General features: G+C 52.0%; 25 protein-coding genes, 1 tRNA gene and 1 riboswitch. Of the genes, 12 read left to right on the top strand and 14 right to left on the bottom strand.

From position 1 onward, the window contains the following. Nucleotides 1–87: 87 nt before the first annotated feature. Both B5G10_RS07080 and B5G10_RS07075 read left to right on the top strand, forming a co-directional pair. On the top strand, nucleotides 88–2,034 hold the full coding sequence (locus tag B5G10_RS07080) for an LptF/LptG family permease (RefSeq protein ID WP_087424031.1): 1,947 nt from the start codon (nucleotides 88–90) through the stop codon (nucleotides 2,032–2,034). Between the two features lie 3 nt (nucleotides 2,035–2,037). Then, the gene (locus B5G10_RS07075; protein ID WP_087424030.1) at nucleotides 2,038–3,258 is read left to right on the top strand and encodes a bifunctional 3,4-dihydroxy-2-butanone-4-phosphate synthase/GTP cyclohydrolase II; all 1,221 of its coding nucleotides are present in this window, start codon (nucleotides 2,038–2,040) and stop codon (nucleotides 3,256–3,258) included. 158 nt (nucleotides 3,259–3,416) lie between these two features. Here B5G10_RS07075 and B5G10_RS07070 read toward each other — a convergent pair whose 3' ends face one another. The 5 genes from B5G10_RS07070 to dacB form a co-directional block, all read right to left on the bottom strand. After that, nucleotides 3,417–4,064: a hypothetical protein gene (locus B5G10_RS07070; RefSeq protein WP_087424029.1), complete on the bottom strand. Its 648-nt coding sequence runs from the start codon at nucleotides 4,062–4,064 to the stop codon at nucleotides 3,417–3,419. Between the two features lie 95 nt (nucleotides 4,065–4,159). After that, entirely contained in the window at nucleotides 4,160–5,035 is an 876-nt protein-coding gene (locus B5G10_RS07065) for a hypothetical protein (protein ID WP_087424028.1), read from the bottom strand. Nucleotides 5,036–5,053: 18 nt separating this feature from the next. After that, entirely contained in the window at nucleotides 5,054–5,779 is a 726-nt protein-coding gene (rsmI, locus tag B5G10_RS07060; protein WP_087424027.1) for a 16S rRNA (cytidine(1402)-2'-O)-methyltransferase, read from the bottom strand. 12 nt (nucleotides 5,780–5,791) lie between these two features. Beyond that, nucleotides 5,792–6,766 (bottom strand): hypothetical protein, encoded by a 975-nt coding sequence (locus B5G10_RS07055; protein WP_087424026.1) that lies wholly within the window; start codon nucleotides 6,764–6,766, stop codon nucleotides 5,792–5,794. Nucleotides 6,767–6,952: 186 nt separating this feature from the next. Then, nucleotides 6,953–8,380, bottom strand: a complete 1,428-nt coding sequence (gene dacB, locus B5G10_RS07050; RefSeq protein ID WP_143241087.1) for a D-alanyl-D-alanine carboxypeptidase/D-alanyl-D-alanine-endopeptidase — start codon at nucleotides 8,378–8,380, stop codon at nucleotides 6,953–6,955. Nucleotides 8,381–8,610: 230 nt separating this feature from the next. On the opposite strand from dacB, the gene B5G10_RS07045 reads away from it, so the two are divergent. From B5G10_RS07045 to B5G10_RS07035, 3 genes are all read left to right on the top strand, one after another. After that, nucleotides 8,611–9,213 (top strand): thymidine kinase, encoded by a 603-nt coding sequence (locus B5G10_RS07045; protein ID WP_087424024.1) that lies wholly within the window; start codon nucleotides 8,611–8,613, stop codon nucleotides 9,211–9,213. 53 nt (nucleotides 9,214–9,266) lie between these two features. Beyond that, nucleotides 9,267–10,424, top strand: coding sequence for an AI-2E family transporter (locus B5G10_RS07040; RefSeq protein ID WP_087424023.1), 1,158 nt, complete (start codon nucleotides 9,267–9,269; stop codon nucleotides 10,422–10,424). Between the two features lie 98 nt (nucleotides 10,425–10,522). Further along, nucleotides 10,523–10,595: transfer RNA gene (locus B5G10_RS07035), tRNA-Lys, on the top strand. A gap of 180 nt (nucleotides 10,596–10,775) precedes the next feature. On the opposite strand, the gene B5G10_RS07030 is transcribed toward B5G10_RS07035, so the two are convergent. After that, nucleotides 10,776–11,315 (bottom strand): flavodoxin family protein, encoded by a 540-nt coding sequence (locus B5G10_RS07030; protein WP_087424022.1) that lies wholly within the window; start codon nucleotides 11,313–11,315, stop codon nucleotides 10,776–10,778. An 18-nt stretch (nucleotides 11,316–11,333) separates the two neighbouring features. Continuing rightward, nucleotides 11,334–11,717, bottom strand: a complete 384-nt coding sequence (locus B5G10_RS07025; RefSeq protein ID WP_087424021.1) for a nuclear transport factor 2 family protein — start codon at nucleotides 11,715–11,717, stop codon at nucleotides 11,334–11,336. Nucleotides 11,718–11,872: 155 nt separating this feature from the next. Between B5G10_RS07025 and B5G10_RS07020 the strand changes: the two genes are divergently transcribed. The 3 genes from B5G10_RS07020 (at nucleotide 11,873) to B5G10_RS07010 (ending at nucleotide 13,159) form a co-directional block, all read left to right on the top strand. After that, nucleotides 11,873–12,220 carry a helix-turn-helix domain-containing protein gene (locus B5G10_RS07020; RefSeq protein WP_087424020.1) on the top strand — a complete coding sequence of 116 codons (348 nt, stop codon included), beginning with the start codon at nucleotides 11,873–11,875 and terminating at the stop codon, nucleotides 12,218–12,220. 115 nt (nucleotides 12,221–12,335) lie between these two features. Continuing rightward, nucleotides 12,336–12,398, top strand: a riboswitch (Fluoride riboswitch). A 22-nt stretch (nucleotides 12,399–12,420) separates the two neighbouring features. Next, nucleotides 12,421–12,798, top strand: coding sequence for a fluoride efflux transporter CrcB (gene crcB, locus B5G10_RS07015; RefSeq protein WP_087424019.1), 378 nt, complete (start codon nucleotides 12,421–12,423; stop codon nucleotides 12,796–12,798). A 1-nt stretch (nucleotide 12,799) separates the two neighbouring features. Then, nucleotides 12,800–13,159, top strand: coding sequence for a DUF190 domain-containing protein (locus tag B5G10_RS07010; RefSeq protein ID WP_087424018.1), 360 nt, complete (start codon nucleotides 12,800–12,802; stop codon nucleotides 13,157–13,159). Nucleotides 13,160–13,216: 57 nt separating this feature from the next. Here the strand turns inward: B5G10_RS07010 and B5G10_RS07005 are convergent, their stop codons facing one another. The 3 genes from B5G10_RS07005 to B5G10_RS06995 all read right to left on the bottom strand — a co-directional run bounded on the left by B5G10_RS07005 (nucleotide 13,217) and on the right by B5G10_RS06995 (nucleotide 14,922). Then, on the bottom strand, nucleotides 13,217–14,185 hold the full coding sequence (locus B5G10_RS07005) for a permease (RefSeq protein WP_087424017.1): 969 nt from the start codon (nucleotides 14,183–14,185) through the stop codon (nucleotides 13,217–13,219). A 74-nt stretch (nucleotides 14,186–14,259) separates the two neighbouring features. Continuing rightward, nucleotides 14,260–14,520: a thioredoxin family protein gene (locus B5G10_RS07000; RefSeq protein WP_087424016.1), complete on the bottom strand. Its 261-nt coding sequence runs from the start codon at nucleotides 14,518–14,520 to the stop codon at nucleotides 14,260–14,262. A gap of 72 nt (nucleotides 14,521–14,592) precedes the next feature. Continuing rightward, nucleotides 14,593–14,922, bottom strand: coding sequence for a metalloregulator ArsR/SmtB family transcription factor (locus tag B5G10_RS06995; protein WP_087424088.1), 330 nt, complete (start codon nucleotides 14,920–14,922; stop codon nucleotides 14,593–14,595). Between the two features lie 385 nt (nucleotides 14,923–15,307). Here B5G10_RS06995 and B5G10_RS06990 point away from each other — a divergent pair, with 385 nt between their 5' ends. From B5G10_RS06990 to B5G10_RS06980, 3 genes are all read left to right on the top strand, one after another. Further along, nucleotides 15,308–15,820, top strand: a complete 513-nt coding sequence (locus B5G10_RS06990; protein ID WP_087424015.1) for an NAD(P)H-dependent oxidoreductase — start codon at nucleotides 15,308–15,310, stop codon at nucleotides 15,818–15,820. Then, entirely contained in the window at nucleotides 15,808–16,446 is a 639-nt protein-coding gene (locus B5G10_RS06985; protein WP_087424014.1) for a hypothetical protein, read from the top strand. Before B5G10_RS06990 ends, B5G10_RS06985 begins: the two co-directional genes overlap by 13 nt. A gap of 215 nt (nucleotides 16,447–16,661) precedes the next feature. Then, nucleotides 16,662–16,841, top strand: a complete 180-nt coding sequence (locus B5G10_RS06980; protein WP_087424013.1) for a DUF4250 domain-containing protein — start codon at nucleotides 16,662–16,664, stop codon at nucleotides 16,839–16,841. Between the two features lie 99 nt (nucleotides 16,842–16,940). Here the strand turns inward: B5G10_RS06980 and B5G10_RS06975 are convergent, their stop codons facing one another. The 4 genes from B5G10_RS06975 to B5G10_RS06960 all read right to left on the bottom strand — a co-directional run bounded on the left by B5G10_RS06975 (nucleotide 16,941) and on the right by B5G10_RS06960 (nucleotide 21,560). After that, entirely contained in the window at nucleotides 16,941–19,250 is a 2,310-nt protein-coding gene (locus B5G10_RS06975; RefSeq protein WP_241147733.1) for a TonB-dependent receptor, read from the bottom strand. A gap of 121 nt (nucleotides 19,251–19,371) precedes the next feature. Continuing rightward, nucleotides 19,372–20,337, bottom strand: coding sequence for a FecR domain-containing protein (locus tag B5G10_RS06970; RefSeq protein WP_087424011.1), 966 nt, complete (start codon nucleotides 20,335–20,337; stop codon nucleotides 19,372–19,374). Nucleotide 20,338: 1 nt separating this feature from the next. Next, nucleotides 20,339–20,905 carry an RNA polymerase sigma-70 factor gene (locus B5G10_RS06965; protein WP_087424010.1) on the bottom strand — a complete coding sequence of 189 codons (567 nt, stop codon included), beginning with the start codon at nucleotides 20,903–20,905 and terminating at the stop codon, nucleotides 20,339–20,341. A gap of 28 nt (nucleotides 20,906–20,933) precedes the next feature. Next, complete coding sequence (locus tag B5G10_RS06960) at nucleotides 20,934–21,560, bottom strand: hypothetical protein (protein ID WP_087424009.1); 627 nt, start codon at nucleotides 21,558–21,560, stop codon at nucleotides 20,934–20,936. A 399-nt stretch (nucleotides 21,561–21,959) separates the two neighbouring features. On the opposite strand from B5G10_RS06960, the gene B5G10_RS06955 reads away from it, so the two are divergent. After that, the gene (locus B5G10_RS06955) at nucleotides 21,960–22,730 is read left to right on the top strand and encodes a glycerophosphodiester phosphodiesterase family protein (RefSeq protein WP_241147732.1); all 771 of its coding nucleotides are present in this window, start codon (nucleotides 21,960–21,962) and stop codon (nucleotides 22,728–22,730) included. The last annotated feature ends 137 nt before the right edge of the window (nucleotides 22,731–22,867 follow it).

The raw sequence follows: 22,867 nt of genomic DNA, 5'->3' as shown, positions 1-22,867 counted from the left end.
TTTGGCGAATCTTCCCAATAAACGTTATAGCCTCTTCGGAAATTCATTTTTTTGCGTTACTTTTGCATCCTGATAATCGGCAAAAGAATGTTCTATATCAAACGTCTATACAGGTTTATCTTAAAGAGCTTCTTACCCCTGTTTCTGATGACATTCTTCATCTGCCTGTTCATCGTACTCATGCAATTCCTGTGGCGGTATGTCGATGAGATGGTGGGGAAGGGTCTCGAAATGTCGGTTTTGGCCGAACTGTTTTTCTATGCCGCCGTGACCATGGTGCCCATGGCGTTGCCGCTGGCTATCTTGCTGGCTTCGCTCATGACTTTTGGCAATTTGGGCGAGCGGCTGGAGCTGTTGGCTATCAAGGCTGCCGGTATCTCGCTGTTGCAAATCATGCGGCCATTGGTCATTTTCTTGATATTTGTGGCCATTGGCGCATTCTTTTTCCAGAACAATGTATTGCCCAAGTCGCAGGTAAAGATGTGGACCCTGCTCTATTCCATGCGGCAAAAGTCGCCCGAGCTCGATATTCCCGAGGGGGTATTCTATGACCAGATAAGCGGTTATAACCTGTATGTAAAGCAGAAGAACCACAAGACCGGTATGCTCTACGATGTGATGATTTATGACATGTCGGCCGGTTTTGACAATGCCATGATTATCCTGGCCGACTCGGGCAAGCTGAAGATGACCGATGACAAGCAGCACCTGTTTCTCACGCTCTACAACGGTGAGTCGTTTGAGAACCTGCGCGACCAGCGCACCAGTGCTTCCAACATTCCCTACCGCCGGGAGACCTTTTCGCTCAAAGAGATTATGATTGCCTTCGATGCCAACTTCAACCGTATGGACGACGGCATCATGCAGAACCAGTATATCGGTAAAGACCTCAAGGCGTTGCAGACTTCGATCGATTCGATGACTACCCGGGTGGACAGTATCGGCAACAACTATGCCCGCAGCCTCAAGACGTCGGGCTATTTTTCGCTCTACAATCGGCCGGGAGTTCGGGTCTCGCCCAACGACTCGGTGAGGGAGCAGAAGGCAATAGCCGAGGCTGCCACGCTCAATCTCGACAGTGTATTTGGCGGTGGCAGTCTCCAGCGCAAGCAGCTGTACCTCGACCGGGCAGTGGCTCGCGCCGAACGGTATTACTCGGACTACGAGTTCCGCAGCTACACGATGAAAGAGGAGAACAAGGTTATCAGGCGCCACCAAATCGAGATGTACAAGAAGTTTACCCTCTCGTTTGCCTGTATCATCTTTTTCTTCATAGGGGCACCGCTGGGTGCCATTATCCGCAAGGGCGGACTGGGCATGCCGGTCGTGGTGTCGGTGTTCATGTTCATCTTTTACTACATCATCGACAATACCGGGTACAAGTTGGCCCGCGATGGTCGTTGGGAGGTATGGGAAGGCATGTGGCTCAGTTCGGCGGTGCTTCTGCCTCTGGGCATCTTCCTCACCTACAAGGCGGTGAAAGACTCGGCTGTGTTCAACCCCGATGTCTATATCAACTTCTTCAGGAAACTCATCGGGCGTCAGGAGTTGCGTAAGGTGGTCTTGAAAGAGGTGGTGATGGACGATATGATTCCCCAGGTGGCTATCGAAAAGGCCGAGCAGTTGTCGGTCGCCTGCAACCGGTATCTCGACAAGGTGGGGCGCAAGCGGCAGTCCTATTGGAAATATTGCCTGTATGGATATGCCAAGGCCGATATTATGGAACTGGAGGAGCAGATTGACGATTTGGTAAACTATACATCGAACAGCCGCAGTCAATTGGTAATTGGTAAACTGATGGACTATCCCGTGTTGCGCAATCTGTGGGTATATCGCCCGGCTCCCACGGTGAAATGGGGCTATGTGCTGGCCGTTCTTTTCCCTGTGGGGCTGTTGCTCTACTGGGTAGGCTCGTACCAGCAACGGTTGTTGCGAAACGAGGTAGAGGGCGTGATTCGAACCAACGGCGATTTGCGCATCCTGTTGGAGAAGGAAGAGAAAGAGCGAATGTATGAAGAAGATAAAACCATATAAGCTATGAATAAAGAGACGATTTTGAGTTCGATAGACGAGGCCGTCGAGGATTTTCGACAAGGCAAGTTTTTGATTGTCGTGGACGATGAGGATCGCGAGAACGAGGGCGATTTTATCATTGCCGCCGAGGCTATCACCCCCGAGAAGGTGAACTTCATGCTCACCAACGGACGGGGCGTTTTGTGTGCCCCTATCACGCAGCAGCGTTGCGAAGAGCTCAAGCTCTATCGACAGGTGAATCACAACACGTCGATGTTGGGGACTCCCTTTACCGTAACCATCGACAAGCTGGAGGGCTGTACCACCGGCGTGTCGAGTCACGACCGGGCTGCCACGATACGGGCTTTGGCCGATCCGGCTTCGACCCCCGAGACCTTTGGTCGCCCCGGTCACATCAATCCCCTCTATGCCCAGGACAAAGGGGTGTTGAAACGTGCCGGTCACACCGAAGCCGCTGTCGATTTGGCACGTCTGGCCGGGTTGTATCCGGCTGCCGCGCTCATCGAGATTCTCAACGAAGACGGTACGATGGCCCGGTTGCCGCAGTTGACCCAGGTGGCTCAGAAGTTTGGCATCAAGATTATCGCCATACGCGACCTGATTGCCTATCGCTTGAAACAGGAGTCGCTGATTGAGAGAGGGGTCGAGGTGGATATGCCTACCGAGTATGGCCACTTCCGGCTGATTCCCTTCCGCCAGAAAAGCAACGGGCTGGAGCATATTGCCTTGATCAAAGGTTCGTTTGAAAAGGATGAGCCGGTATTGGTGCGGGTACATTCGTCCTGTGCCACGGGCGACATATTCGGGTCCATGCGTTGCGATTGCGGGGAGCAACTGCACAAAGCCATGCAACTGATCGAGAAAGAGGGGAAAGGTGCTGTTATCTACCTGAATCAGGAAGGCCGTGGAATAGGACTGATGGAAAAGATGAAGGCCTATAAACTTCAGGAGGAGGGTATGGATACGGTCGATGCCAATCTGTGTCTGGGACACCAGGCCGACGAGCGCGACTATGGTGTGGGAGCCAGCATCCTGCGCGATATAGGTGTGCACAAGCTGCGCCTGATGACCAACAATCCGGTGAAGCGTATCGGCCTCGAGGCTTACGGTCTGGAGATTGTCGAGAATGTACCCATCGAGGTGACTCCCAATCCCTATAATCGTCGCTATCTGCTCACCAAAGAGAAACGCATGGGGCATACGCTGCATGTCGATGAAGAGTAGAACCGAGTGGCGTCCGGGTCCACGAATGAAAACCGGGAACCGACGACATGAGAATCGATAAAATAATCCCCGCAAAAACTTGGTAAAAGAGTTTTTGCGGGGATTATTGTTTATGGCGTGTTGCATACCCCGGATTGCGGCTATACCGGCCGACAGGGTTATAACGGTTTCGACTCAGTGCGTGTCGTAAAGTCGTCGTTGATGATGTTGCCCTCCCACATGCCCTCGATGGTGATGGGGGTGTTGCTGGTTGTTTCGGTGAGCCAGGCGGTGTAGGCTATGTGGTAGTAGCTGATGCTGTACTGGCCATAGACGTAAGTTTCGGTATGAGGGGGAACGCATATCTCGTCGATAGTCCGGTCGATTTCGGCCAGGGTCAGTTCTGCCGAGAAGGATTGAAAACTATATAGCGAATCGCCCAATACGATGCGGTTGTCGTCATCGACATAACAAGGGGTTCTCACCCGCAGGGTGTCGGTGTAGATTTGGGCCAGCAAGGGGTCTTCGCTGGAGAAATAGGAGTAGTTGTAGAGCGGGTCTTGTGGGGGCGAGGGGGTATCGTGCCATTCTTTGTCGAGTGAGTTTGAGATGATGACGACACAGGTCTCGTCGGCCAGTTGGGTGTTTTTGCTGCTCCAATAGTCGAAGTAGTATCGGATACTGTCAACGACAAAGCGTCGGTCGCGAGCCGGGGGCAGCACGGGCCGCTCGGGGTTGTGAGGCAGGGGCGACTCTTTCTCGAAGAAACTGTCGCACGACGAGACGAGCAGCAGGAGTATCACTAAAATGGCAGTATAGCGGTTCATACACTCAAGCAGGGTTTAGGTGTGTAGCAGAGAGAGAAACAGACGAGGCTGGAGATGCCGTCTCCAGCCTCGCTCCAAATGGGGTGAATGGTCGGTTATTTAAGCTCTACCACCAGGTAGCGGCTCAAGCTCCAGAAGTTCTCGGGGTTGGTGATTACCAGTGTGAGGTACCCCTCGTTGTCTTTTTGCAGTTCATAAGAGCCTTCGGGATGCTTGGTGAGGAACTTGGCCTTTTTGCTGTCGAAGGGGATTTCGTGCAGTTTGCGCATGTCGGCCGTGGTGAAGTAGTCTTTGTTGAAGTCGCTTTCCATCACCTTTTTCGACGAGAAGAGACCGCCACCCTCGACAATCTTCTGTTCCTTCAATTCTTTGTTGGTGCCCAAGGCATAATAAACGGTATTGAGCGCTTCGTCCTGGCTTTGGAGTACCTCTTTTTGCTGCTGGTTCTCGGTAGCCAGGTTCTCTACTTGACCGATGAGGTTGTTCACGGCATCATCGAGCTCGGCAATGCGCACATCGCGTTTGGCGAGCGACTCTTGCAGCGAGGTAATCAGTTCGGTCTTTTCGGTAATTTCTGCTTGCAGGCGCTCGATGGTCTTTTGCAGAGATGCCGACTGGTTCTTGCTCTGCTTGAGTTGTTGTTGCAGTTTGTCCAGTCGCTCTTTGTTTTTCTGCAGAGTCTCGGCGACCAGTGTCATATCGTTTTTGATTTGTTCCCGGGTGGTAAGCGAAACTTCTCCGTTGGCATCTTTTTGGGTGACCAGATAATTCTCGGCCTCTTTCATTTGACGGAATCCCTCTTCTACGTCGTTGATGAGTTGAATCATTTCGTTGAAGTCGGCAGTCGTCTGTGCATTGACTTGGAGCAACGAGTCGTTCTCGGCTTGCAGTCTCTTCACTTCGGTCGATTGATTGGTACAGCCAATCATCAGAACAGATGCTGCGATGGCAGCGGTAATAGCCTTTTTCATAATGGTTAAAAATTAAATTTATAGTTGTGTATCGCTTTTGGCGTATTTGTCTCTTTTTTTCTCTTTGGGTTTTTCGGGGGCACCGGCCACGACAATGACGATTTCGCCTTTGGGCTCGTGCTCGGTAAAGTGGGCGATGAGTTCGTCGAGGGTGCCTCGCACCGTCTCTTCGTGAATCTTGGAGATCTCGCGGCTCACCGAGGCTTCGCGCTCGCCGCCAAAGGTCTCTTTGAACTGTACCAGGGTTTTGAGCAGGCGGAAGGGCGACTCGTAGAAGATGATCGTGCGGGGTTCGTCGGCCAGTTGGGCCAGCCGGGTGGCACGTCCTTTCTTCTGGGGGAGGAATCCTTCGAAACAGAACTTCTCGTTGGGCAGTCCCGAGGCGACCAGCGCCGGCACGAAAGCGGTGGCTCCGGGCAGACACTCGACGGGGATGCCTCTGCGGCGGCACTCCCGCACCAGGAGGAATCCCGGGTCGGAGATGGCCGGTGTACCGGCGTCGGAGATGAGGGCTATCGTTTCACCACCCTCGATGCGGGCGACGATGCCTTCGACCGTTTGGTGCTCGTTGAACTTGTGGTGCGACTGCATGCGGGTGTGTATGTCGTAGTGCTTGAGCAGGACGCTGCTGGTGCGGGTATCTTCGGCCAGGATGCAATCGACCTCCCGCAGCACGGCAATGGCCCTGAAGGTCATATCTTCGAGATTGCCTACCGGTGTAGGGACTACATAGAGCTTCGACATGGTGCTGCGCGGTTATAGAAAGTGTTTCTGTACGATTTTCATAAACTCGGCGACTTCGGGATTGTCCATGTCCCAGTTGAGGTCGTTGAGGATGTAGTCCTCGGCCTCTTCGTAGGAGTTCATGGCGTCGATGAGAGCCAGGGTTTCGTTCATGCGGATATCGCTGTTACCGAAAAGTTCGCGACGGAACCGGAATCGGTCGTTCAGACTCAATGCCTTGCGCAACTCTTTGGCCTGTTGGCGTTGCAGGGCCTCTTCGAGGGTGACCGGTGCCGAGGTGTCGTCGGCCGGCAGGTCGGCTGTGGGAGTATCCTCGTAGTCGGCCTCGTCGTAGTCGGTGTCATCGGTATCGTCGTCGTAGTCGTTGTGGTCGTCTTGGGCGGCCGACAGCTCTTCGTCGCTCATCTGTTCCCAGGGGTAGAGGGGCTCCTCTTTCTCGACAGGAGTTTCGGCCGAGGGGGCTGCCGGTGTATCGAGCGGAGTCTCTTCGTGAACCGAGGGCGCAGGTTGAACTTCGTGCTCCTTGGCATGAGGTGCAGGTTCGGGTGTAGGTTCGGCCTCCTCTTCGATTGTGGTGGCCAGGACGGGCTCTTCGATTTCTACCTCTTGAGTCGGGGTTACGGGCATATTCCACGGTTCGTCGAAAGAGTCTTCGAAGGAGCTATCATTCACCTCTTCGGCGGGATGCGATTCGTGGTGCTCCTCGGTCTCGGCAGTAATATAATCGGCAGGCGTGTCGGTGTCGTCATTGGGCGCTTCGCTCTTTTGGGGCGCAACGCTGTCAAAAGGATCGTGCTTTTGCAATTCGGCCCAGAACTGTGACGACCGCAACTCTCGGGTAGAGCGGTCGATAGATTCGGCTTTTTCACGGGCCAACTTCAGTAGAATACCGGGGGCATCTTGGCCGGCCTGCTCGATGACGAGCAGGAGCTCACGCAGTTCGCCCAACTGGTTGATAATGTATGCGATGCGACTGTCTCGTGACATGGAATCGAATTTAGAGGTTTCACTATGTTATCCAAAGGTAGCGAAAGGTGAGCGCAAAGACAAAGGAAAACGAAGTTTTCTCATTTGGCTTAGCCGAACCGCATCCTATCTTCGGTTTATCCAATTATCCAAAGGTAGTAATAAAATGACAGATGCGAGCAGGAGAGTAAAAAATTTTAGAGGCTGTTACTTTTTTTTAGAAAGTGCCGTGGTGAGCCAAGCGGCAATTTTTTGCTTCAGCTGGGAGCGGTTGCAGGTGTAGTTGTTGAACATCAGAGCAATAGCATAGCGATTCCCGGCAGGTGTGGTGTAGTAGCCGGCATAGGCGTGCACGTCGCTCATGCTGCCGCTTTTCAGTCTCAACTCGCCCGGGAGAGAGCTGTTGCGCATGAAAGTGGCCACCGAGCCTTCGCGCCCGGCGAGGGGCAGCGACTGGACGAAGGTTTTGCCCACCTGTGGGTCTCGGGCGGTTGCGGCAAGTACTTGGGCCAGATATCGGGCCGATACTTTGTTGTTGCGGGCCAGCCCCGAGCCGTCGTAGAGGAATAGCTCGAGCGAGTCGGCACCGAGGGGTTGCCAGTAGCGTCGTATGGTCTCGATACCTTTCGAGGCGCTACCCCGGGGAGCCGAGGTGAGGGCTATATGTCGCAGCAGACTCTCGGCATAGAGGTTGTCGCTGCGCACGTTGAGGCTGCGCACAATATAAGCGAGCGAGTCGGAGGGGTAGTCGAGCAGCAGGGTTTCGTCTCCTGGGGCTGTTGTGATGGGCGATGGACCTACGGTGATGCCGGCCTGTTGCAACCGTTCGGTCAGTTCCCGGGCAAAGAGACTGTCGGGGCGCTCGATCGAGAGGTCGAGTTGGTAGCGGTTCCGTTTGCGGGGAATGGTGCCGGTAACGGTAAAATGGTTGCCTGTTTGGGTTACGGTGACATCCTCCTTCTCGCCGGGCACGAGTTGGGTGTCGATGGTGTAGTAGTTGGCTGGGGTTACGCGGGTCACGTTGTACCGGTGGTCGCTGTACCGCAGCTCTATCTGCACCCGGTTGTCGCGATAGGAGAGGGCGTGACAGCCTGTGCCATAGTCCCAGATGATATCTTCGAGCATCCATTTGGGCGATACGGCGGGCCCGTCGAACAGCGACTCGTCGATGACAATCGACCCCTCGATGGCTCGGATGTGGTGAGTCGTGAGGGCGGCGACAATCTGGTCGGTAAAGTGGCGGGGAGGGCGGCTGCCGAAGTCCGACCCCAGGGTGGGGTCGCCTCCACCGTGTATCACCAGGTTGCCATGCAGTTGTCCACTCTCGTCGATGCGGCCGGTGTATCCCACGGACGTCGTGGCGCGATAGTCGGGACCCAGCAGGCGCAGAGCCGTAGCGGTGGTGATGACCTTGGCGGTCGATGCCGGTATCATGGCCTGGCGCTCGTTATGGGCGACGAGGGTCTCGCCCGTGTTGACATCGGTGATGCAGATGCCTATCGATGCAGGGGAGAACGCCGGGTCGGCAAGAAAGCCTTCGAGTGTTTGGGCCCGGGCTGTGCCATGCAGGAGTATAAAGAGGGTAATCAGTACAAAAACAGAGGCTTGTCGCATGATGAATGGTTTGGGTTTCACGCCTACAAAGATAGAGAAAGGTGAGAGCAGAAAAAAACAAGCTTGCCTGAATTTTTTATACTGAACCGCTTCCTGTCTTCTTCAAAGACAGGCGAAAGGCGAGAGCCGTGACAAGTTTTACCGACAGCTCTTGAGATAAATAGGCGGGGTAAAGGTTGTCAAAATCGAACTATCTTTTTACTTTTGTTGCATCATTTAATTAACCGAAAGAGAAATAGAGACATATAACTATGGTTTTGACCGAAAGTAATTACGAAACCAGTCGCCGTGGAAGCATCGAGGTGATATGCGGCTCGATGTTCTCGGGTAAGACCGAAGAGCTGATACGCCGCCTGAAACGGGCTAAGATTGCCCGCCAGAAGGTCGAGATTTTCAAACCGGCCATCGATGTGCGCTACTCCGAGGAGAATATCGTTTCGCACGACAGTACTTCGATACTCTCTACCCCGGTAGATAACTCGCACAGCATCCTGCTCATGGCCTCGGGGGTCGATGTGGTGGGTATTGACGAAGCCCAGTTTTTCGACGACGGCATCATCGAGGTTTGCTCCGAACTGGCCAACAACGGTACCCGGGTGATTGTGGCCGGCCTCGACATGGATTTCCGCCGGGTCCCCTTCGGCCCCATGCCGGCGCTGCTGGCTATTGCCGACGATGTGTACAAGGTACACGCCATCTGTGTGAAGTGTGGCCATCTGGCCAACTACTCCTACCGTTTGGTCGATAACGACAAACGGGTACTGCTGGGCGAGAAAAACGAGTATCAGCCCCTGTGCCGCCGTTGCTACCTGCAAGAGATACAGGAGCGCAAGGAGAGAGCTCACGAGGGGTAAACCGTTGAGCCTCGCATTTGTTAGAAAGAATAAGTGTTCAAAAATCGATAGCTATGACCGAACGCCAGCCATATACCTTCGACCGGGTCATCCGCATTTTGTTCGGGGCCGTTTTTGTCGTAGGTCTGTTTTATCTCATATACATCCTTCGTGGGGCGTTGCTCCCGTTTCTTGTGGCTTGGATTATTGCCTATATGCTCAATCCGCTGGTGGTGTATAACAAGCGGGTGTTCAAGTTGAAGGGGCGCGTAGTTGCCATCGCTCTCACCTTTGTCGAAGTGCTGGTGACCCTTGGTCTGCTGGGTGTGCTGGTGGTGCCGTCGATTATCGACGAGATAGGGCTGTTGCGCCAGTTGTTGAGCGAGTATGTATATCAATCGTCGAGCATACCGTTTGTACCCGAGTCGGTGCACGATTTCATCAAAAAGAATATCGACTTTGCCGAGCTGTCGGGGCTGCTCAGTCAAGAGCAATGGCTCTCGGTGATCAAGGAGAGTTTTTCGGGAGCCTGGGGGTTCATTACCGGGTCGGTAGGCGAGATTATCAACATTGTGAGCTGGCTCATCGTGCTGCTTTATATCGTTTTCATTCTGCTCGATTATGACAAGATCTTGTCGGGATTCCGGCGCATGATTCCGCAGAAGTATCGCCCCACGGTGCTTTCGATTGTCAACGATGTCGAGGTGAGCATGAATCGCTATTTCCGCGGACAGGCAGTCGTGGCCGGTCTGGTGGGAATACTCTTCTGTATCGGGTTCCTCATTGTAGGGCTGCCCATGGCTATCGTGCTGGGGCTCTTCATCGGGTTGCTCAACATGGTACCCTATCTGCAACTCGTCGGGTTCATCCCTACCATCCTGCTGTGTCTCGTCTCGGCATCGGAGACGGGAACCAACTTCTGGCTTCTCTTCGGGGCCTGTGTGCTGGTCTTTATCGTGGTGCAACTCATCGAAGATATCTTCATCGTACCGCGGGTGATGGGCAAGGTTACCGGGTTGAACCCCGCCATCATCTTGCTCTCGCTCTCGATATGGGGCACGTTGCTCGGCTTTGTGGGTATGATTATCGCCTTGCCGCTCACCACGTTGTGCCTGTCGTATTACGAACGCTATGTGATAGGCAACGATCCGGAAACTCCGCCCCAGGCAGCGGCCGAAACGCCGGCCGATGAATCGGTATCTGGCAGGAAGGCAAAATCGGGGGAAGAGTAAAAAAACTGCTCTTTAACATAAATTTGCGGAGGTATTGTTTTGTAAAGTCAAAAAATCGCATTACCTTTGCATCGCTTTTCCAAAAAGCACCAAGGTTAGATTCGCTAGCTCAGCTGGTAGAGCACAACACTTTTAATGTTGGGGTCCTGGGTTCGAGCCCCAGGCGGATCACCGAAAGAGAGCGACCACCTCAATGAGGCGGTCGCTTTTCTTTTATATCCTCTCTTCTTCTGTCTCAGATGGTGAGTGTGGCTCAACGTAAAAAAATGAGGGATTCGTAGGACTATAAAAAGGCCCCGGGCCCTGCGGTGATGCAAGGGCTCGGGGGGTGCTTGTAAATGAAGAGGGTAATCAGAATTTGTCGGCCAGGGCAGCAGCCTGTTTGCAACCGTCGGTGTGGTCGATGTCGCCGACGTTGAGCACGCCGGGAATGAGGACTTCGCCTACCATCTCCCATTGTAGCAGGGCGGCGGTGCGCTCCATGGGGATGCGTACACCATCCAGCACGGTGGTATCGTCTTCTTCGCAGCAGGCAATCAGGCCCCATTTCTTGCCGGCTACCTCTTTGCCGCCGACTACGAGCGAGAAGAGGCGGTCGATGGCTCCTTTAATCTGTGCGGGTATCGAATACCAATAGACCGGCATGGTGAATACCACGGCATCGGCCTCGAGAATTGCCGGGGCAATGTCGTTGAAATCGTCGTCGAACGAGCAGGCTTTGCCTGTTTTGTAACAGGTCATGCAGGCGTGGCAACCGCCTATCTTCAGGAAGGCGGCATCGAAGCGACGTATCGTGTGGCCCCGTTGCTCGGCTTCGTGGATAAAGGCTTCGGTCATGGCAAAACTGTTGCCGTTTTTGCGAGGACTGCCGGTGATTACTACTATTTTCATGGTTGTTTTTCTCCTTTCTTATTGTTGAATCGTATTGGAATTCTGGTTATAGGCTTTGGCCACGCACTTCCACTCGCCGTCGATTTTCAGCAGGAGCAGATAGTCGGTAAAGTCGATACGTCCACCCCACTTCTCCTCGAGCACCCGTACGACGGCCACCGTCTCTTCGAGGGCGATAATGTCGATGCGGGCATCGAAGTCGTGGCCGGCTCCCACCGTATCGACGTTGTGATAGAACTGCTCGATAGAGCCGTGTTCCAGTTTCCCGTCCAGGAAGCCGAAGAGAACGGCTTCATCGACAAACAACTCTTTGGCATAGCGGCTGTTGCCCTCTGCCACACTCTTGACAAACTTCATGGCAGCTGCTTCGACTGCCTTGTACTCTGCAATACTTGCTCTCATAATGGGTTGGTTTTATTGGTTGAGGCAAAGCTATGGGGTAATCGCGGTTTTTACAAGTACCGTAAAATTATTCGAGTACTGAAAATTTTTTCGGTATGCCACTCTTTCGGGGAGTATGTGTACATTTGTGACTGTAACCAGAAAGGAGTGCGATTATGTATGAACGTAAAATACCTGTCGATTTGGATTGCCCCTTGCGGCTGACCATGAGTCTGATCGACTCGAAGTGGAAATCGTGTATCTTGGACGAACTCCGCTACCGGTCGATGCGTCCCAGCGAACTGCACAAGGCGTTGCCCGAAGCTACCCCGCGGGTACTCGACTTGCAGTTGAAAGAGCTGGTCGAGGATGGTCTGGTCGAAAAGACCATCTATGCCGAGTTGCCGCCACGTTCGCAATACTCCATCACGCCGTTGGGTATGACCTTGATTCCTATTATCGATGCCATGCTCGAGTGGGGCACGAAAAACAAAGCGCTGTTTGAGCGGAAGTATGGCAAGTGATTCCAGCCGTGTTTCGATTGACCGTATTCTGCCTTTATGGAATTACAGGAGTCGGTTCGGGATAATCAAACTCGAAATTTCATTTCGGTTTGCTTCTCCTCTCACCTTTCGCTATCTTTGTCCCGGCTATGGGATTAGCCTTTAACCGCCTTTATGTGCTGATGATCCCTACTTGAGATACAATAATAAAATGACATTTTATGCTGAAGACATTACTGATTGTAGGGGCTGGCAGTTTTACCGGAGGGATACTGCGTTATCTCCTGTCTAAGGTCGTGCAAAACTGGGGTTTCCACTCTTTCCCGGCCGGAACTTTTTTGGTGAATATACTGGGTTGCCTGGCTATAGGTCTCTTTTACGGGCTGTTTGAGCGGAGCAACCTGATGAATGTGAATTTGCGCCTGTTCCTCACCGTGGGGCTGTGCGGTGGCTTTACCACCTTTTCGACGTTTATCAACGAGAGTTTCCAGATGATTAAGGATGCCAACTTCTTTTACCTTTCTATCTATGTGGGTATGAGTCTATTGGTCGGGCTCTTTATGGTCTATTTGGGATACTCTCTCATAAAATGGTTGTGATATGGATTTGGGAAAAACGTATAAGGTGTTGCGTATCTATTTGAGCAATACCGATAAGGCAGATCATGCGTCGGCCTATGAAACGATAGCATATAAGGCCAAGCAGTTTGGACTGGCCGGGGCCACAGTCTATAAGGGGATTATGGGCTATGGTGCCAGTAGTGAATTGAATCCGGTCAAGTTTTGGGAGCTAATCGAAAAGGTGCCGGTTATCGTCGAGTTTGTGGATGAGGCTTGCCAGATAGAGGCCTTTGTCGAGCAGGTGACTCCATGGCTCGAATCGTTGCCCAAGGGTTGCTTGGTTACCTGCCAGGATACGGCGGTACTCTTCCTGAAAAAGGGAAAGTCTGCCGTTGAGTAGCAACGGCAGACTTGGTGAACGGGGAATATTATACTCGTCTCCTTTTGTAAACGGCGATTACAGAATGGCGTTGAACAGATATCCCGAGAGGATGATGATGAGGGTGACTACCCCGAAGAAGATACCGATAAGTCGCCAGGACATCACCTTTTTCAGCAGGGTAGCTTCGGGTAGCGATAGCCCTACGACGGCCATCATGAAGGCCAGGGCGGTGCCGATGGGTATGCCTTTGGCTACAAACACTTCGATGATGGGTACGATACCGGCGGCGTTGGCATACATGGGCACGGCCAGCAGTACCGAAAGCGGCACGGCCCATACATTGTCGCGCGACAGGTAGTGCTCAAAAAATCCTTCGGGCACATAGCCATGCATGAAAGCTCCTATGCCTATACCTATGATGATATAGAGGAGCACACCTTTTACAATGCTCCAAGCCTCGCGCAGGATGGATGGCAGTCGTTTTACAAAGGGGGTGTGTTCGCGTTCCCAGGTGTTGAAGTCGGCCGATGCGTTCTGTTGTATCTGTCTTACCCAGTCACTCAGATAGGGCTCGAGTTTCATCCGGCCCAGTACGAACCCTCCGATCATTCCCAACAGGATGCCGCTCACCACATAGATGAGGGTGATGCGCAACCCGAAGGTGCCGAGAAACATGGCCACGGCTACTTCGTTGACCAGTGGCGAGGTGATGAGGAAAGCAAAGGTGACTCCCAGGGGAATACCTCCCTTGACGAATCCGATGAAGAGCGGTATCGACGAGCAGGAGCAAAAGGGTGTGATGGCTCCGAAGAGTGACGCAAAAAGATATTGGAGTCCGTAGAGCCGGTGCGAGGTGAGGTAGTTGCGCAGCCTCTCGATGGGGAAGTAGGCATTGACGATGCCCATAATTACACTGATGAGGAAGAGCAGCAGGACAATCTTTATCGAATCGTAGATGAAGAAGTTGAGGGCACTCCCGAGTGCAGTATCGGCACTCAATCCCAGTAACCCGTATATTAGCCAGTCGGCCAGTTGTTGAATCATGATAAATGAGAATATTGTTTGTAATAATACGAACAATTAAGCTAAAAAAATTATATATAGAAAAGGTATTGGGGTTAATCTTTATCCAGCATCTCGGTATGGAGGAATCGGGTGAGGATAGCTTTAATTTCGTCGGTCGATATTTTGCCTTTGGCAACCACCTTGCCGTCCACGACGAGGGCGGGGAGTGTCATCACATTGTAAGCCATGATTTTTATCAGGTCCTCTTCTTTGGTGAGGGTGGCCGATATTCCCAGTTCATTGACTACCTGTTCTACTCGTTCATACAAAGCTTTGCATCCGGCACAGCCGGTTCCTAAAATTTTAATTTCCATCTTGGTGATATTTATAAGTTAAACGTAATTCGCAAAACAACGAACAATAAAATTAAAAAAATCGGGAGGCTGTTATCTACAGCATTTCCCCGACGAGGCGACGCACTGCTCGAAGAATTCTCCGAAGAGTTGGCGGGCTCTTTCCCAGTTCTGGCGGTTGATGCAGTATCGCACTTTGGGGGTCTCGACTTCGCCTTGGATGAGGCCCGCCTCCTTGAGCTCCTTGAGGTGTTGCGACACGGTAGCTTTGGCGATTGGTAATTCTTCGTGAATATCGCCGAAGTAACAGGTCTCTTGTTGGGCCAGGAAATGCAGGATGGCTATCCGGGCCGGATGTCCCAGTGCCTTGGCATATCGGGCCAATTGCTCTTGGGTGGGGGTATAGTCTCTCTTCTCGTCCATGCGGTAAATAATTGTTCGCAAATATACGAACATTGTGTGAACGTACAAAATCTTGAGCTTTTTTTTTAGAAATTTGTGTAGGGCAGTTACTCCGAATGAACAGTGTGTAGGTGATGGATGTTTCTATGAAATGAGGTTTTGGTGCGGTTGCTAAAGGGTGGAGTCAGGGTGTTTGTATCTTGACAGAGGCTCGAGTTGGGAGCTGCTGTGGCCAGTTGAAAACAAACAGTAAAAAGTCATAAAAATAAATAGACCGGTTGCCTTTGTTTTGGCAGTGGTTTGTGAATGAACTATTTTTGCTCCCCTCTTTGGGGCGTTATTTAGAATTGATATAAACTCGGCCGGTAAGATTGCTGTGGAAAATTGACCTTTAAAACGATTGATTATGAAACTGATAATGTGTGACCGACCTATTCAAGTGAACATTCGAGACAATTCGGATATAAAGTATATCGACTTGTCTTCGCTGAAGATTGCCAACTGCACCGGCTGTTTTGGCTGCTGGACCCGCACGCCCGGTAAGTGTGTGATGCGCGACGATGCCACCCGGGTCTATCCCTATATCGCGGCCAGCGACACGGTGCTCTATGTGAGCCGTGTGAAGTATGGCGGGTATGACTCGGTGATGAAGCGTATGCTCGAGCGTGCTATCCCTGTGCAACAGGCTTTTATTCGCATTTTCAAGAACGAGACGCATCATGTGCAGCGTGCCGTGGTGCCCAAGCGGGCGACGATTGTGGCCTATGGCGATATCGATGCCGAGGAGCGAGCTCTCTTTGAGAAGCTGGTGGCCCGCAATGCGAGCAATATGAGTTTTGAGAGCCATGAGGTGGTGTTTACCCCCGAGGCCGAATTGGATGATTGTGTAAAAAAGATTGTGGAGCGATGGAACGGATAATGATAATCAACGGTAGCCCTCGGGCACCGAAATCGAATTCGAAACGGTATGCCGAGCTTTTTTCGCGGTATTGTCCGGTCGAGACCGACTACTACAACCTCACGAAGCGGAACCACCGCCAGTTGTGTGAACTGATGGCGGGTTACAGCGATGTGCTCTTTGTTTTCCCCTTGTATGCCGATGCCTTGCCGGTGGGGTTTCTCGATTTCTTGAAAGAACTGGAGGCCAATCCGCCGGCCCGCAAGCCGATGGTGTCGATCTTGATTAACTGTGGTTTTTTGGAATATAGCCAAAATGAGATTGCCATAGAGATGATGCATATCTTCTGCCGGAAGAACGATTATCGGGTGGGCTCGATTCTGGAGTTGGGGAGCGGTGAAGCTATTCTGGGGACACCCTTCAAGTATGTAGCCGTGCGAGCCATCAAGCGGTTGGCCCGGTCGGTTGCCCATGGTGAGCATCGCACGATAAAGGCTACCATGCCATTGAGCAAGCGGTTGTTTATATGGGCTTCGACCTATTACTGGACGGCCTTCGGGCGTAAGTTTGGGGTATCGAAGAGCCGGATGCAGACGATGCAAATCGAGGATGGGCGGTTGCCCGACCTGCCTTTGGCTGGAGAGTGAGACGGTTGCCCCGGTTGTCGGCCCGGTCTTTCTCTCGAAGACCCGGTGGACGATTCTTATCTCTGCTCTCTTGCCGTGCCTATGAGCAAATTGCTGTTGGTATAGAAAAAAGGATGCGGTTCGGTATAGCCAAACGTAGAAAACTTTCGTTTTCTGTTTGTCTCTACGCTCACCTTTCGCTATCTTTGCACCCCGAAATAAAAAGGATACAGATTATGAATACATTACCCGAGGATCCGATGATTCTTTTTTCGTTTATCAACACGAAGTTGCGCGACAATTACGCTTCGCTCGATGCTTTGTGTGACGATATGCACATCAGCAAGGCCGATTTGGTAGCCAAGTTGGGGAGTGTGGGTTTTGAGTACAATCCCAGCCAGAACAAGTTCTGGTAATCGGCGCGGGTGATTCCGCTCCGTGTAAGGTGGTCGGGGGCAACTCGACGGCCTGTGAGAAACGCAGTTCCGGGAAAAGCCTGGTGCTGCGATTTTTTTTTAGAACTTGAAACTGATGCTGCCGTAAGGCATGCAGTTGTAGGGCCAGTGTACAGAATAGAAGTCGAGAATCTCCTCTTCGGGCGGATTGCCCACAATGTTGTAGAGTCCTACCCTGAGCAACAGCAATTTGTCGTCACCGAAAGTCTTTTTGAAGGAGTAGCCGGCATCGACCCGGTAATTGAGCGGCGCCCGTTTTTTGCGGAACTTGTCTTTGGTGAAGGGATCGAATGTGGTCTCGTCGATCTCGAGCACTTTGCCCGACCGCAGCAGTCCGCCCACCGAGAAGGTGGAGTGTGTGTTGAGGGTATAGGAGAGGGCTCCGTTCAGTTGGTGGGGTATGTCGTAAAGCGAGGGGAGCTTGCCGTTGGCCTTCAACTCGTCGAACCACTCCCGGCTGCGGGCATAGGTGTAGGAGAGTTGCAGCAGCCAGTGACTCCAGTAGTTGTAGAAGTAGCATTTGATACCGTAGCTGTCGCCATCGCCTGTCATGATATAATTCCCCCACTCGGTATCTTCGACATAGGTTTCGGGACGCAGTGCCACGATGTTGCGGCGGGTTTTGTAATAAGCCGACATCTCGAGCGCTCCGTTAGGCAGGTTGTGTTTCCAGCCCATCTCGTAGTGTTCCGACGAGCGGGGTTTGTATGCTTCGATACTGGGCATCCTGAAGTCGGTGGGCAGGTAGAAGGTGTTGAATCGCAGGTAGTGATAGAACTGCTCCATGCGTGAGAAGTTGAGGTAGAACAGGTCGTTGGTCCTGGGCGAATACTTGAGCGAGAACCGGGGCTGTATGCTGTAATAGTCGCGGTGTTTCTCGGGCAGATAGCCGATGAAGTGGACACCTACCTGGGTGAAGAGCTGGGGGGTGATGCGTATGAGGTTGTCGTAGAAGATTGAGAACTGGTCGATGGGTTCGTGTCGCACCCGTACATTGTCGCCAAAGATGGCCAGGTCGTAAATCTCGTGGGCATATTTCGCACCCCAGCGGGTAGTATAAATGTTGTCGTAGCTGTAACTGAACTCGGTCGAGAGGTTTAACGACTTGATACCGCTGTGTATGTAGTTGTTGTCGTTGATTTCGAATCCCAGAATACCGGCGTTGGCGACATTCTCGTGCGAGGTATAGAAGAGCGCGGTGGTGTTGCTCAGTTTCCCCTTGGAGAAATTGTAGGAGAGCTGGTAGATTTGGTTGGTCCATCGAAGCACCGTAGTTTTTTCTTTGGGCCCTATGGGTTGGCGGTAGATATCCTGGGCATGGTAGGCCAGGGCTTTGAGTGAACTCGATGGCGAGATGTCGTATGACAGCTTGGCATTGAAGTCGAGTGTCGAGTGGTTGAGCCGATCCTCTTCCGACAGAAACTCGTCGAGCAGGTCGAGCCAGCTGCGCCGGGCACTTACCAGATAGGAGAGCTTGTTTTTGACGATGGGGCCTTCGAGCATGACCGATGCGGCGGGCATGTCGAGCGACAGGGTGCGCATGTGTTCCTGCTTGTTCCCCTCCTTGAGGTTGATTTCGGTAATCGACGAGAGTTTCCCCTCCAGCTTGGTGGGGAAGAAACCTTTGTGAAAGACGATATTTTTCACGGCGTCGCCGTTGAATACCGGCAGCATCAGGTTGAGGTGCCCCGGGTGATAGACCGGTACACCGTCGAGCAGGAGCTGGTTTTCGTCGTATCCTCCGCCATCGACCAGGAAGTTGTTGCCGGTGGGGATGCCGGTCACGCCCGGCAGAATCCATATCTGTGAAAAGAGGTCGTTGCTGTTGAACGACAACATGCTCGAAGGGGCCAGCTCGTTGAGCGAGTTGCCCAACTTGTGCGATTTGACGGTGACTTCTTCGATCTCGAAAAGTTGAGCCTTCAGCTGAGGTTGCAGCGAGAGGTCGCGGTTCATGACAATCTCTTCTTCGTAAGGGGTATAGCCCATGCAGGTAATTCCGAGGTAGTAGCTTCCCTCGGGTAACGGCAGTTTGAACCTTCCGTTTTCGTCGGAGAAGGTATATTGTTTTTTCCCGTTTTCGTTGTAGAGCGAGACGATGGCTCCATAGAGCTTCTCGCTGCTGCCCTCTTCATAGATGGTACCGGTGAGAGTGAAGAATTTCTCTTTACCTATTTGAATCACCAGTTTGCGGGGTGGAATGACTGTGGTCTTGAACGAGTAGTCCCTCAGAATCTCCTTCAACAGTTTCCTCACGGTCGTGGTACCCGAGGTCTTGAAGGTACAGACTTGGTCGAGGTCTATATCGGACGGGTTGTAGGAGAGCGTGATGTGGCATTGCTCCTCGATTTGTTCGAACCACTGTAACACAGTAGCAGAAGAGGCGGAAACTGAGATCCGCTCTTCTGCTATCGCATCGGGTCTTTTTGTATTTTCACCTAACGATGATTGACCCCAAAGTAGTGCTAATATAAAGAATAAGAGATGTAGCTTATTCATAATATAGTTTGTAATACCGCTCCTTTTCCAGGGTGTCGCACTGGCAGCCGCACACAAAAGCCAGTTCGGCTGCAATGCTCTCTTTCTCGCTCATATTGATTTTGGTGGTGACCGTGTTGTTTTCGAGTCCTTTACCCAACTCGATTTTCACACCGGTCTGCTTTTCCACCTCTTGGACGACCGTGGTGATGGGAGTGCTTTTGAAGACCAGCATCGAGTCGCTTCTGCCAAAGAAGGAGTCGGGGTCCTCGATAATTCCCAAAGTCATTTGGCCGTCGGTCACCTCGACTTTTTCGTTGGCTTCGAGGATGACATTGTTGTATGAGGTCGAGACCTTTACCCGGCCGCTCTTGACAAACACGCCAGCCTTGTTGTCGTGAACGGCATCGACGAGGAACGAGGTTCCCAGGACTTCGACCGTCATCTTGGCGGTAGAGATCTTGAACGGAGCGTTGTCGCGGTTCTTTACGTGGAAGAAGGCTTTCCCGGAGAGCTCTACCTGGCGGGCGGTCCCGTCGTCGGCATATCGGAATGTGAGGGTCGCATGAGGGTAAAGAGTTACCTCCGACCCATCGGGCAAAAGAACGTTTTCGGTTTGGGTTATATCGGCGTAGCGTACAGTTTGAGTATCGGTCTCGCGAGAGAGAAGTAACAGTGTGGTTACCAGGATCAGGGCAATGGCGGCCGCCGCAGAGTAGAACCAGGCTTTTTTACCAAGGAATCCGATTTTGAGCGAGTGCTCCTTGAGTTGCGGTTCGATTTTGGCCCAGGCCTTTTCGGTATCGACCTTGAACGAAGTATCGCTGAAGATGGGCATATCGATAAGCCGTTGCAATCGTTGGCTCTCTTCGGGGTAGGCAGCTTTCCATTGATCCAGTCTGGCCTGTTGGGCGGCGGTGAGCCGTTCGTGGGCAAAGTGCTTGGCCAACAGTTCGTCTATGTCATCGTGGTTTCCCATTTTACTTGTAGTTTAAGAGGATTGATAAAACGATTGTGATAATGGCAATTCGCAAGGAATTGTATTCTGCCACATAGGTGCGTAGGAGCCTGATGGCTCGGGTCATTTGATTCTCTATGGTTTTCTCCGAAAGGTTCAGTTTCTCGGCAATCTCGCGGTATTTCATCCCTTTGAGTTTGGCCATCAAAAAGACCTCTTTGCATTTGGGAGGTAAAGAAGCGAGTGCTACCTGCAGGAGATTTTCGGGCGATTTCGCCTCATCGACTTCATCGTAGATTTCATCCGGTTGATCGATGGCAGTGGTGGGATAGTCGTCGATAGAGACGAAGTTTCCCTGTTTCTTGCGCAAGAAAGAGATGCAGCTGTTTTTTATTGCAGTGGTCATGTAGGCGGCAAACTCTTTCTCGGGCAAGGTGTCTTTGCCTTTGTCCCAGACATTGATAAAGAGTTCCTGTACAATGTCTTCCGATTCGTCTCGGTCCAACACATACCCATAGGCGATATGGCATAGGCAGGGATAGTGTTTTTGGAACAGGCCTTTAAAGACTTCTTTTCTATTCTCTTGCATATGTAGCACTCGCTGTTTATGGGGGTGATTAGAATCTTAAGCTGACTCCGGCCGTGAGGAATCCTTTGTATCCGAGGCCGGCTTCGAGGAATCCGCCGATGCGGTGGTTGCCAACTCGCAGGGCGATGGGGTTCACCTGGTAGGCAAATGTAGTCGAGAGATCGTTTTTCTTCGCATTGGCGTTGGCTGTTTTGGTCAGGCTGGTTTCGCTGTGGTTTACCAGGTTCACGCCGGCTGCGGCTCCACCATACAGTTCAACGACACCACGTTTGAAGTAAACAAATTCGACGGTAGGCAACAACATGAAGTTGAGATCTTTCTCTTTTAAGGAGGGAGCCGTTTCGCCAATCAGGGTCAGTTTGCTGGTCGATTGTACAAATCCCAGGTCGGCACCTACTCTGAAACGGCTGATCGAGTAGCGGTAGCCCAAGCCATATACCAGGCTCGATTTCTCGTCGCTGCGCTTGCTGCCGGTTACGGCATCGGAGAGACCCATGCCAAAGATGTTTGCAAGTCCGAGGGTGAGACCGTCGCTGGCCGAGATGCGTATTTCGTGTCGGTTCATTGATTGGGCGGTATTGGTGGGTTCTTCTCCTTTTACTACGTTGCTGCTTACGGCTGCGCACAAAAGTAATGCAATAAATTTGATTTTCATAACTTGTTAATTTTTTTCGGTGAATAAACTTGAGCCGTTTTGTTCTCTCCGCAACTTGGGCGGGGTGGGAAGCCGGCTGCTTTTGCTTTCCCGTTCGCTTCACTTAGCTATGTGATTTTGACCTTATAACGTCTGTTTTTGAAAATCCCCCTACCTGTCTTGAAAAAAATTTTGATAATTTTCTGTATCGTGTTCATTGTCAACAGAATAAAAAAATTGGCGGCGGCTCGTTTTTTATTCTTTTTGAAATAAGTCGGACAGGATAAAACTTCTATATTTGCCAGTAAGCAGGGGGGAGAGTCACGATTATCCCGCCCGTGTGAGACTTGCCGTTTGGGCAGGAGTCGAAACTATTTGATTGAATTTCAAAGTATGAAACCTATATAAAACAATGGGATTATGAAAACAAAATTAGGTATGGTCATGGCGGTGTGCATAGCCCTTTCGCAGGGGATTTGTGCTCAACACGCTACAAAGGTGGTGGCTCATCGCGGGTATTGGAAGTGCGAAGGCTCGGCCGAAAATTCGCTCGCTTCGTTGCAAAAGGCCTATGAGGCCGGTTGCTGGGGCTCGGAGCTGGATATATGGCTCACAGCCGACGGACAGTTGGTCGTGAATCACGATGCCCACACACTCGATGGGTTGGAAATCGAAAAGAGCGATTTTGCCCGGCTCACCCAATCGAAACTGAAGAATGGCGAAACTCTCCCTTCGCTCGATGCCTATCTCGAGGCTGGCAAGAAGTTGTCGCCCATGATTCTGGTGTTGGAACTGAAAACCCAATCGACCTCCGAACGCAACGACGAGTTGGCCCGGAAGGTGGTGGCTATGGTGAAGGCCAAGGCGATGGAGGACCAAGTGGAGTATATCGCTTTCAGCAACCGGGTGGGAACCGAATTGATTCGTCTGGTACCCGATGCCAAAGTGGCTTATCTCAATGGCGACAAGAGTCCGGCTGAACTCAAGAAGCTGGGTTATACGGGGCTCGACTATGCTTCGGGGGTGCTGAAAAAGAATAGCCAGTGGATCGACGAGGCGCATCGCCTGGGGCTCACCGTGAATGTGTGGACGGTCAACAAACCGCGCGATTTGCAATATTTCATCGACCACAAGGCCGACTTTATTACAACCAACGAGCCGGTGTCGCTGCTCGACCTGTTGAAGAAATAGAACCGACAGCAAGTTAGTTGTCGGGTAATCAAGTTCACCCCGAGGGAGACTCTCCTCGGGGTGAACTGTTTTTGGGGGAGAAGAGGCTGTTGGGCGAAATACCTCTGTGTGTACTCTCACCTACCTTCGGGCATAAA

It is taken from the genome of Barnesiella sp. An55 (assembly GCF_002161555.1).
Lineage (GTDB): Bacteria > Bacteroidota > Bacteroidia > Bacteroidales > Barnesiellaceae > Barnesiella > Barnesiella merdipullorum.
Note: the sequence above shows the minus strand (reverse complement) of the source record. Positions and strands in the feature narration are given on the sequence as shown.

What these genes read in the sequence shown, in the direction of transcription:
- B5G10_RS07055 (WP_087424026.1), bottom strand. Translation starts at nt 6,766, where the DNA reads ATGTCACGAGACAGTCGCATCGCATACATTATCAACCAGTTGGGCGAA.
- B5G10_RS06990 (WP_087424015.1), top strand. Translation starts at nt 15,308, where the DNA reads ATGAAACTGATAATGTGTGACCGACCTATTCAAGTGAACATTCGAGAC.
- B5G10_RS06985 (WP_087424014.1), top strand. Translation starts at nt 15,808, where the DNA reads ATGGAACGGATAATGATAATCAACGGTAGCCCTCGGGCACCGAAATCG.
- B5G10_RS07020 (WP_087424020.1), top strand. Translation starts at nt 11,873, where the DNA reads ATGTATGAACGTAAAATACCTGTCGATTTGGATTGCCCCTTGCGGCTG.
- B5G10_RS06995 (WP_087424088.1), bottom strand. Translation starts at nt 14,922, where the DNA reads ATGGACGAGAAGAGAGACTATACCCCCACCCAAGAGCAATTGGCCCGA.
- B5G10_RS07025 (WP_087424021.1), bottom strand. Translation starts at nt 11,717, where the DNA reads ATGAGAGCAAGTATTGCAGAGTACAAGGCAGTCGAAGCAGCTGCCATG.
- crcB (WP_087424019.1), top strand. Translation starts at nt 12,421, where the DNA reads ATGCTGAAGACATTACTGATTGTAGGGGCTGGCAGTTTTACCGGAGGG.
- rsmI (WP_087424027.1), bottom strand. Translation starts at nt 5,779, where the DNA reads ATGTCGAAGCTCTATGTAGTCCCTACACCGGTAGGCAATCTCGAAGAT.
- B5G10_RS07075 (WP_087424030.1), top strand. Translation starts at nt 2,038, where the DNA reads ATGAATAAAGAGACGATTTTGAGTTCGATAGACGAGGCCGTCGAGGAT.
- B5G10_RS07010 (WP_087424018.1), top strand. Translation starts at nt 12,800, where the DNA reads ATGGATTTGGGAAAAACGTATAAGGTGTTGCGTATCTATTTGAGCAAT.
- B5G10_RS07070 (WP_087424029.1), bottom strand. Translation starts at nt 4,064, where the DNA reads ATGAACCGCTATACTGCCATTTTAGTGATACTCCTGCTGCTCGTCTCG.
- B5G10_RS07045 (WP_087424024.1), top strand. Translation starts at nt 8,611, where the DNA reads ATGGTTTTGACCGAAAGTAATTACGAAACCAGTCGCCGTGGAAGCATC.
- B5G10_RS07000 (WP_087424016.1), bottom strand. Translation starts at nt 14,520, where the DNA reads ATGGAAATTAAAATTTTAGGAACCGGCTGTGCCGGATGCAAAGCTTTG.
- B5G10_RS06965 (WP_087424010.1), bottom strand. Translation starts at nt 20,905, where the DNA reads ATGCAAGAGAATAGAAAAGAAGTCTTTAAAGGCCTGTTCCAAAAACAC.
- B5G10_RS06980 (WP_087424013.1), top strand. Translation starts at nt 16,662, where the DNA reads ATGAATACATTACCCGAGGATCCGATGATTCTTTTTTCGTTTATCAAC.
- B5G10_RS07005 (WP_087424017.1), bottom strand. Translation starts at nt 14,185, where the DNA reads ATGATTCAACAACTGGCCGACTGGCTAATATACGGGTTACTGGGATTG.
- B5G10_RS07065 (WP_087424028.1), bottom strand. Translation starts at nt 5,035, where the DNA reads ATGAAAAAGGCTATTACCGCTGCCATCGCAGCATCTGTTCTGATGATT.
- B5G10_RS06960 (WP_087424009.1), bottom strand. Translation starts at nt 21,560, where the DNA reads ATGAAAATCAAATTTATTGCATTACTTTTGTGCGCAGCCGTAAGCAGC.
- B5G10_RS07080 (WP_087424031.1), top strand. Translation starts at nt 88, where the DNA reads ATGTTCTATATCAAACGTCTATACAGGTTTATCTTAAAGAGCTTCTTA.
- B5G10_RS07030 (WP_087424022.1), bottom strand. Translation starts at nt 11,315, where the DNA reads ATGAAAATAGTAGTAATCACCGGCAGTCCTCGCAAAAACGGCAACAGT.
- B5G10_RS06970 (WP_087424011.1), bottom strand. Translation starts at nt 20,337, where the DNA reads ATGGGAAACCACGATGACATAGACGAACTGTTGGCCAAGCACTTTGCC.
- B5G10_RS06955 (WP_241147732.1), top strand. Translation starts at nt 21,960, where the DNA reads ATGAAAACAAAATTAGGTATGGTCATGGCGGTGTGCATAGCCCTTTCG.
- B5G10_RS07040 (WP_087424023.1), top strand. Translation starts at nt 9,267, where the DNA reads ATGACCGAACGCCAGCCATATACCTTCGACCGGGTCATCCGCATTTTG.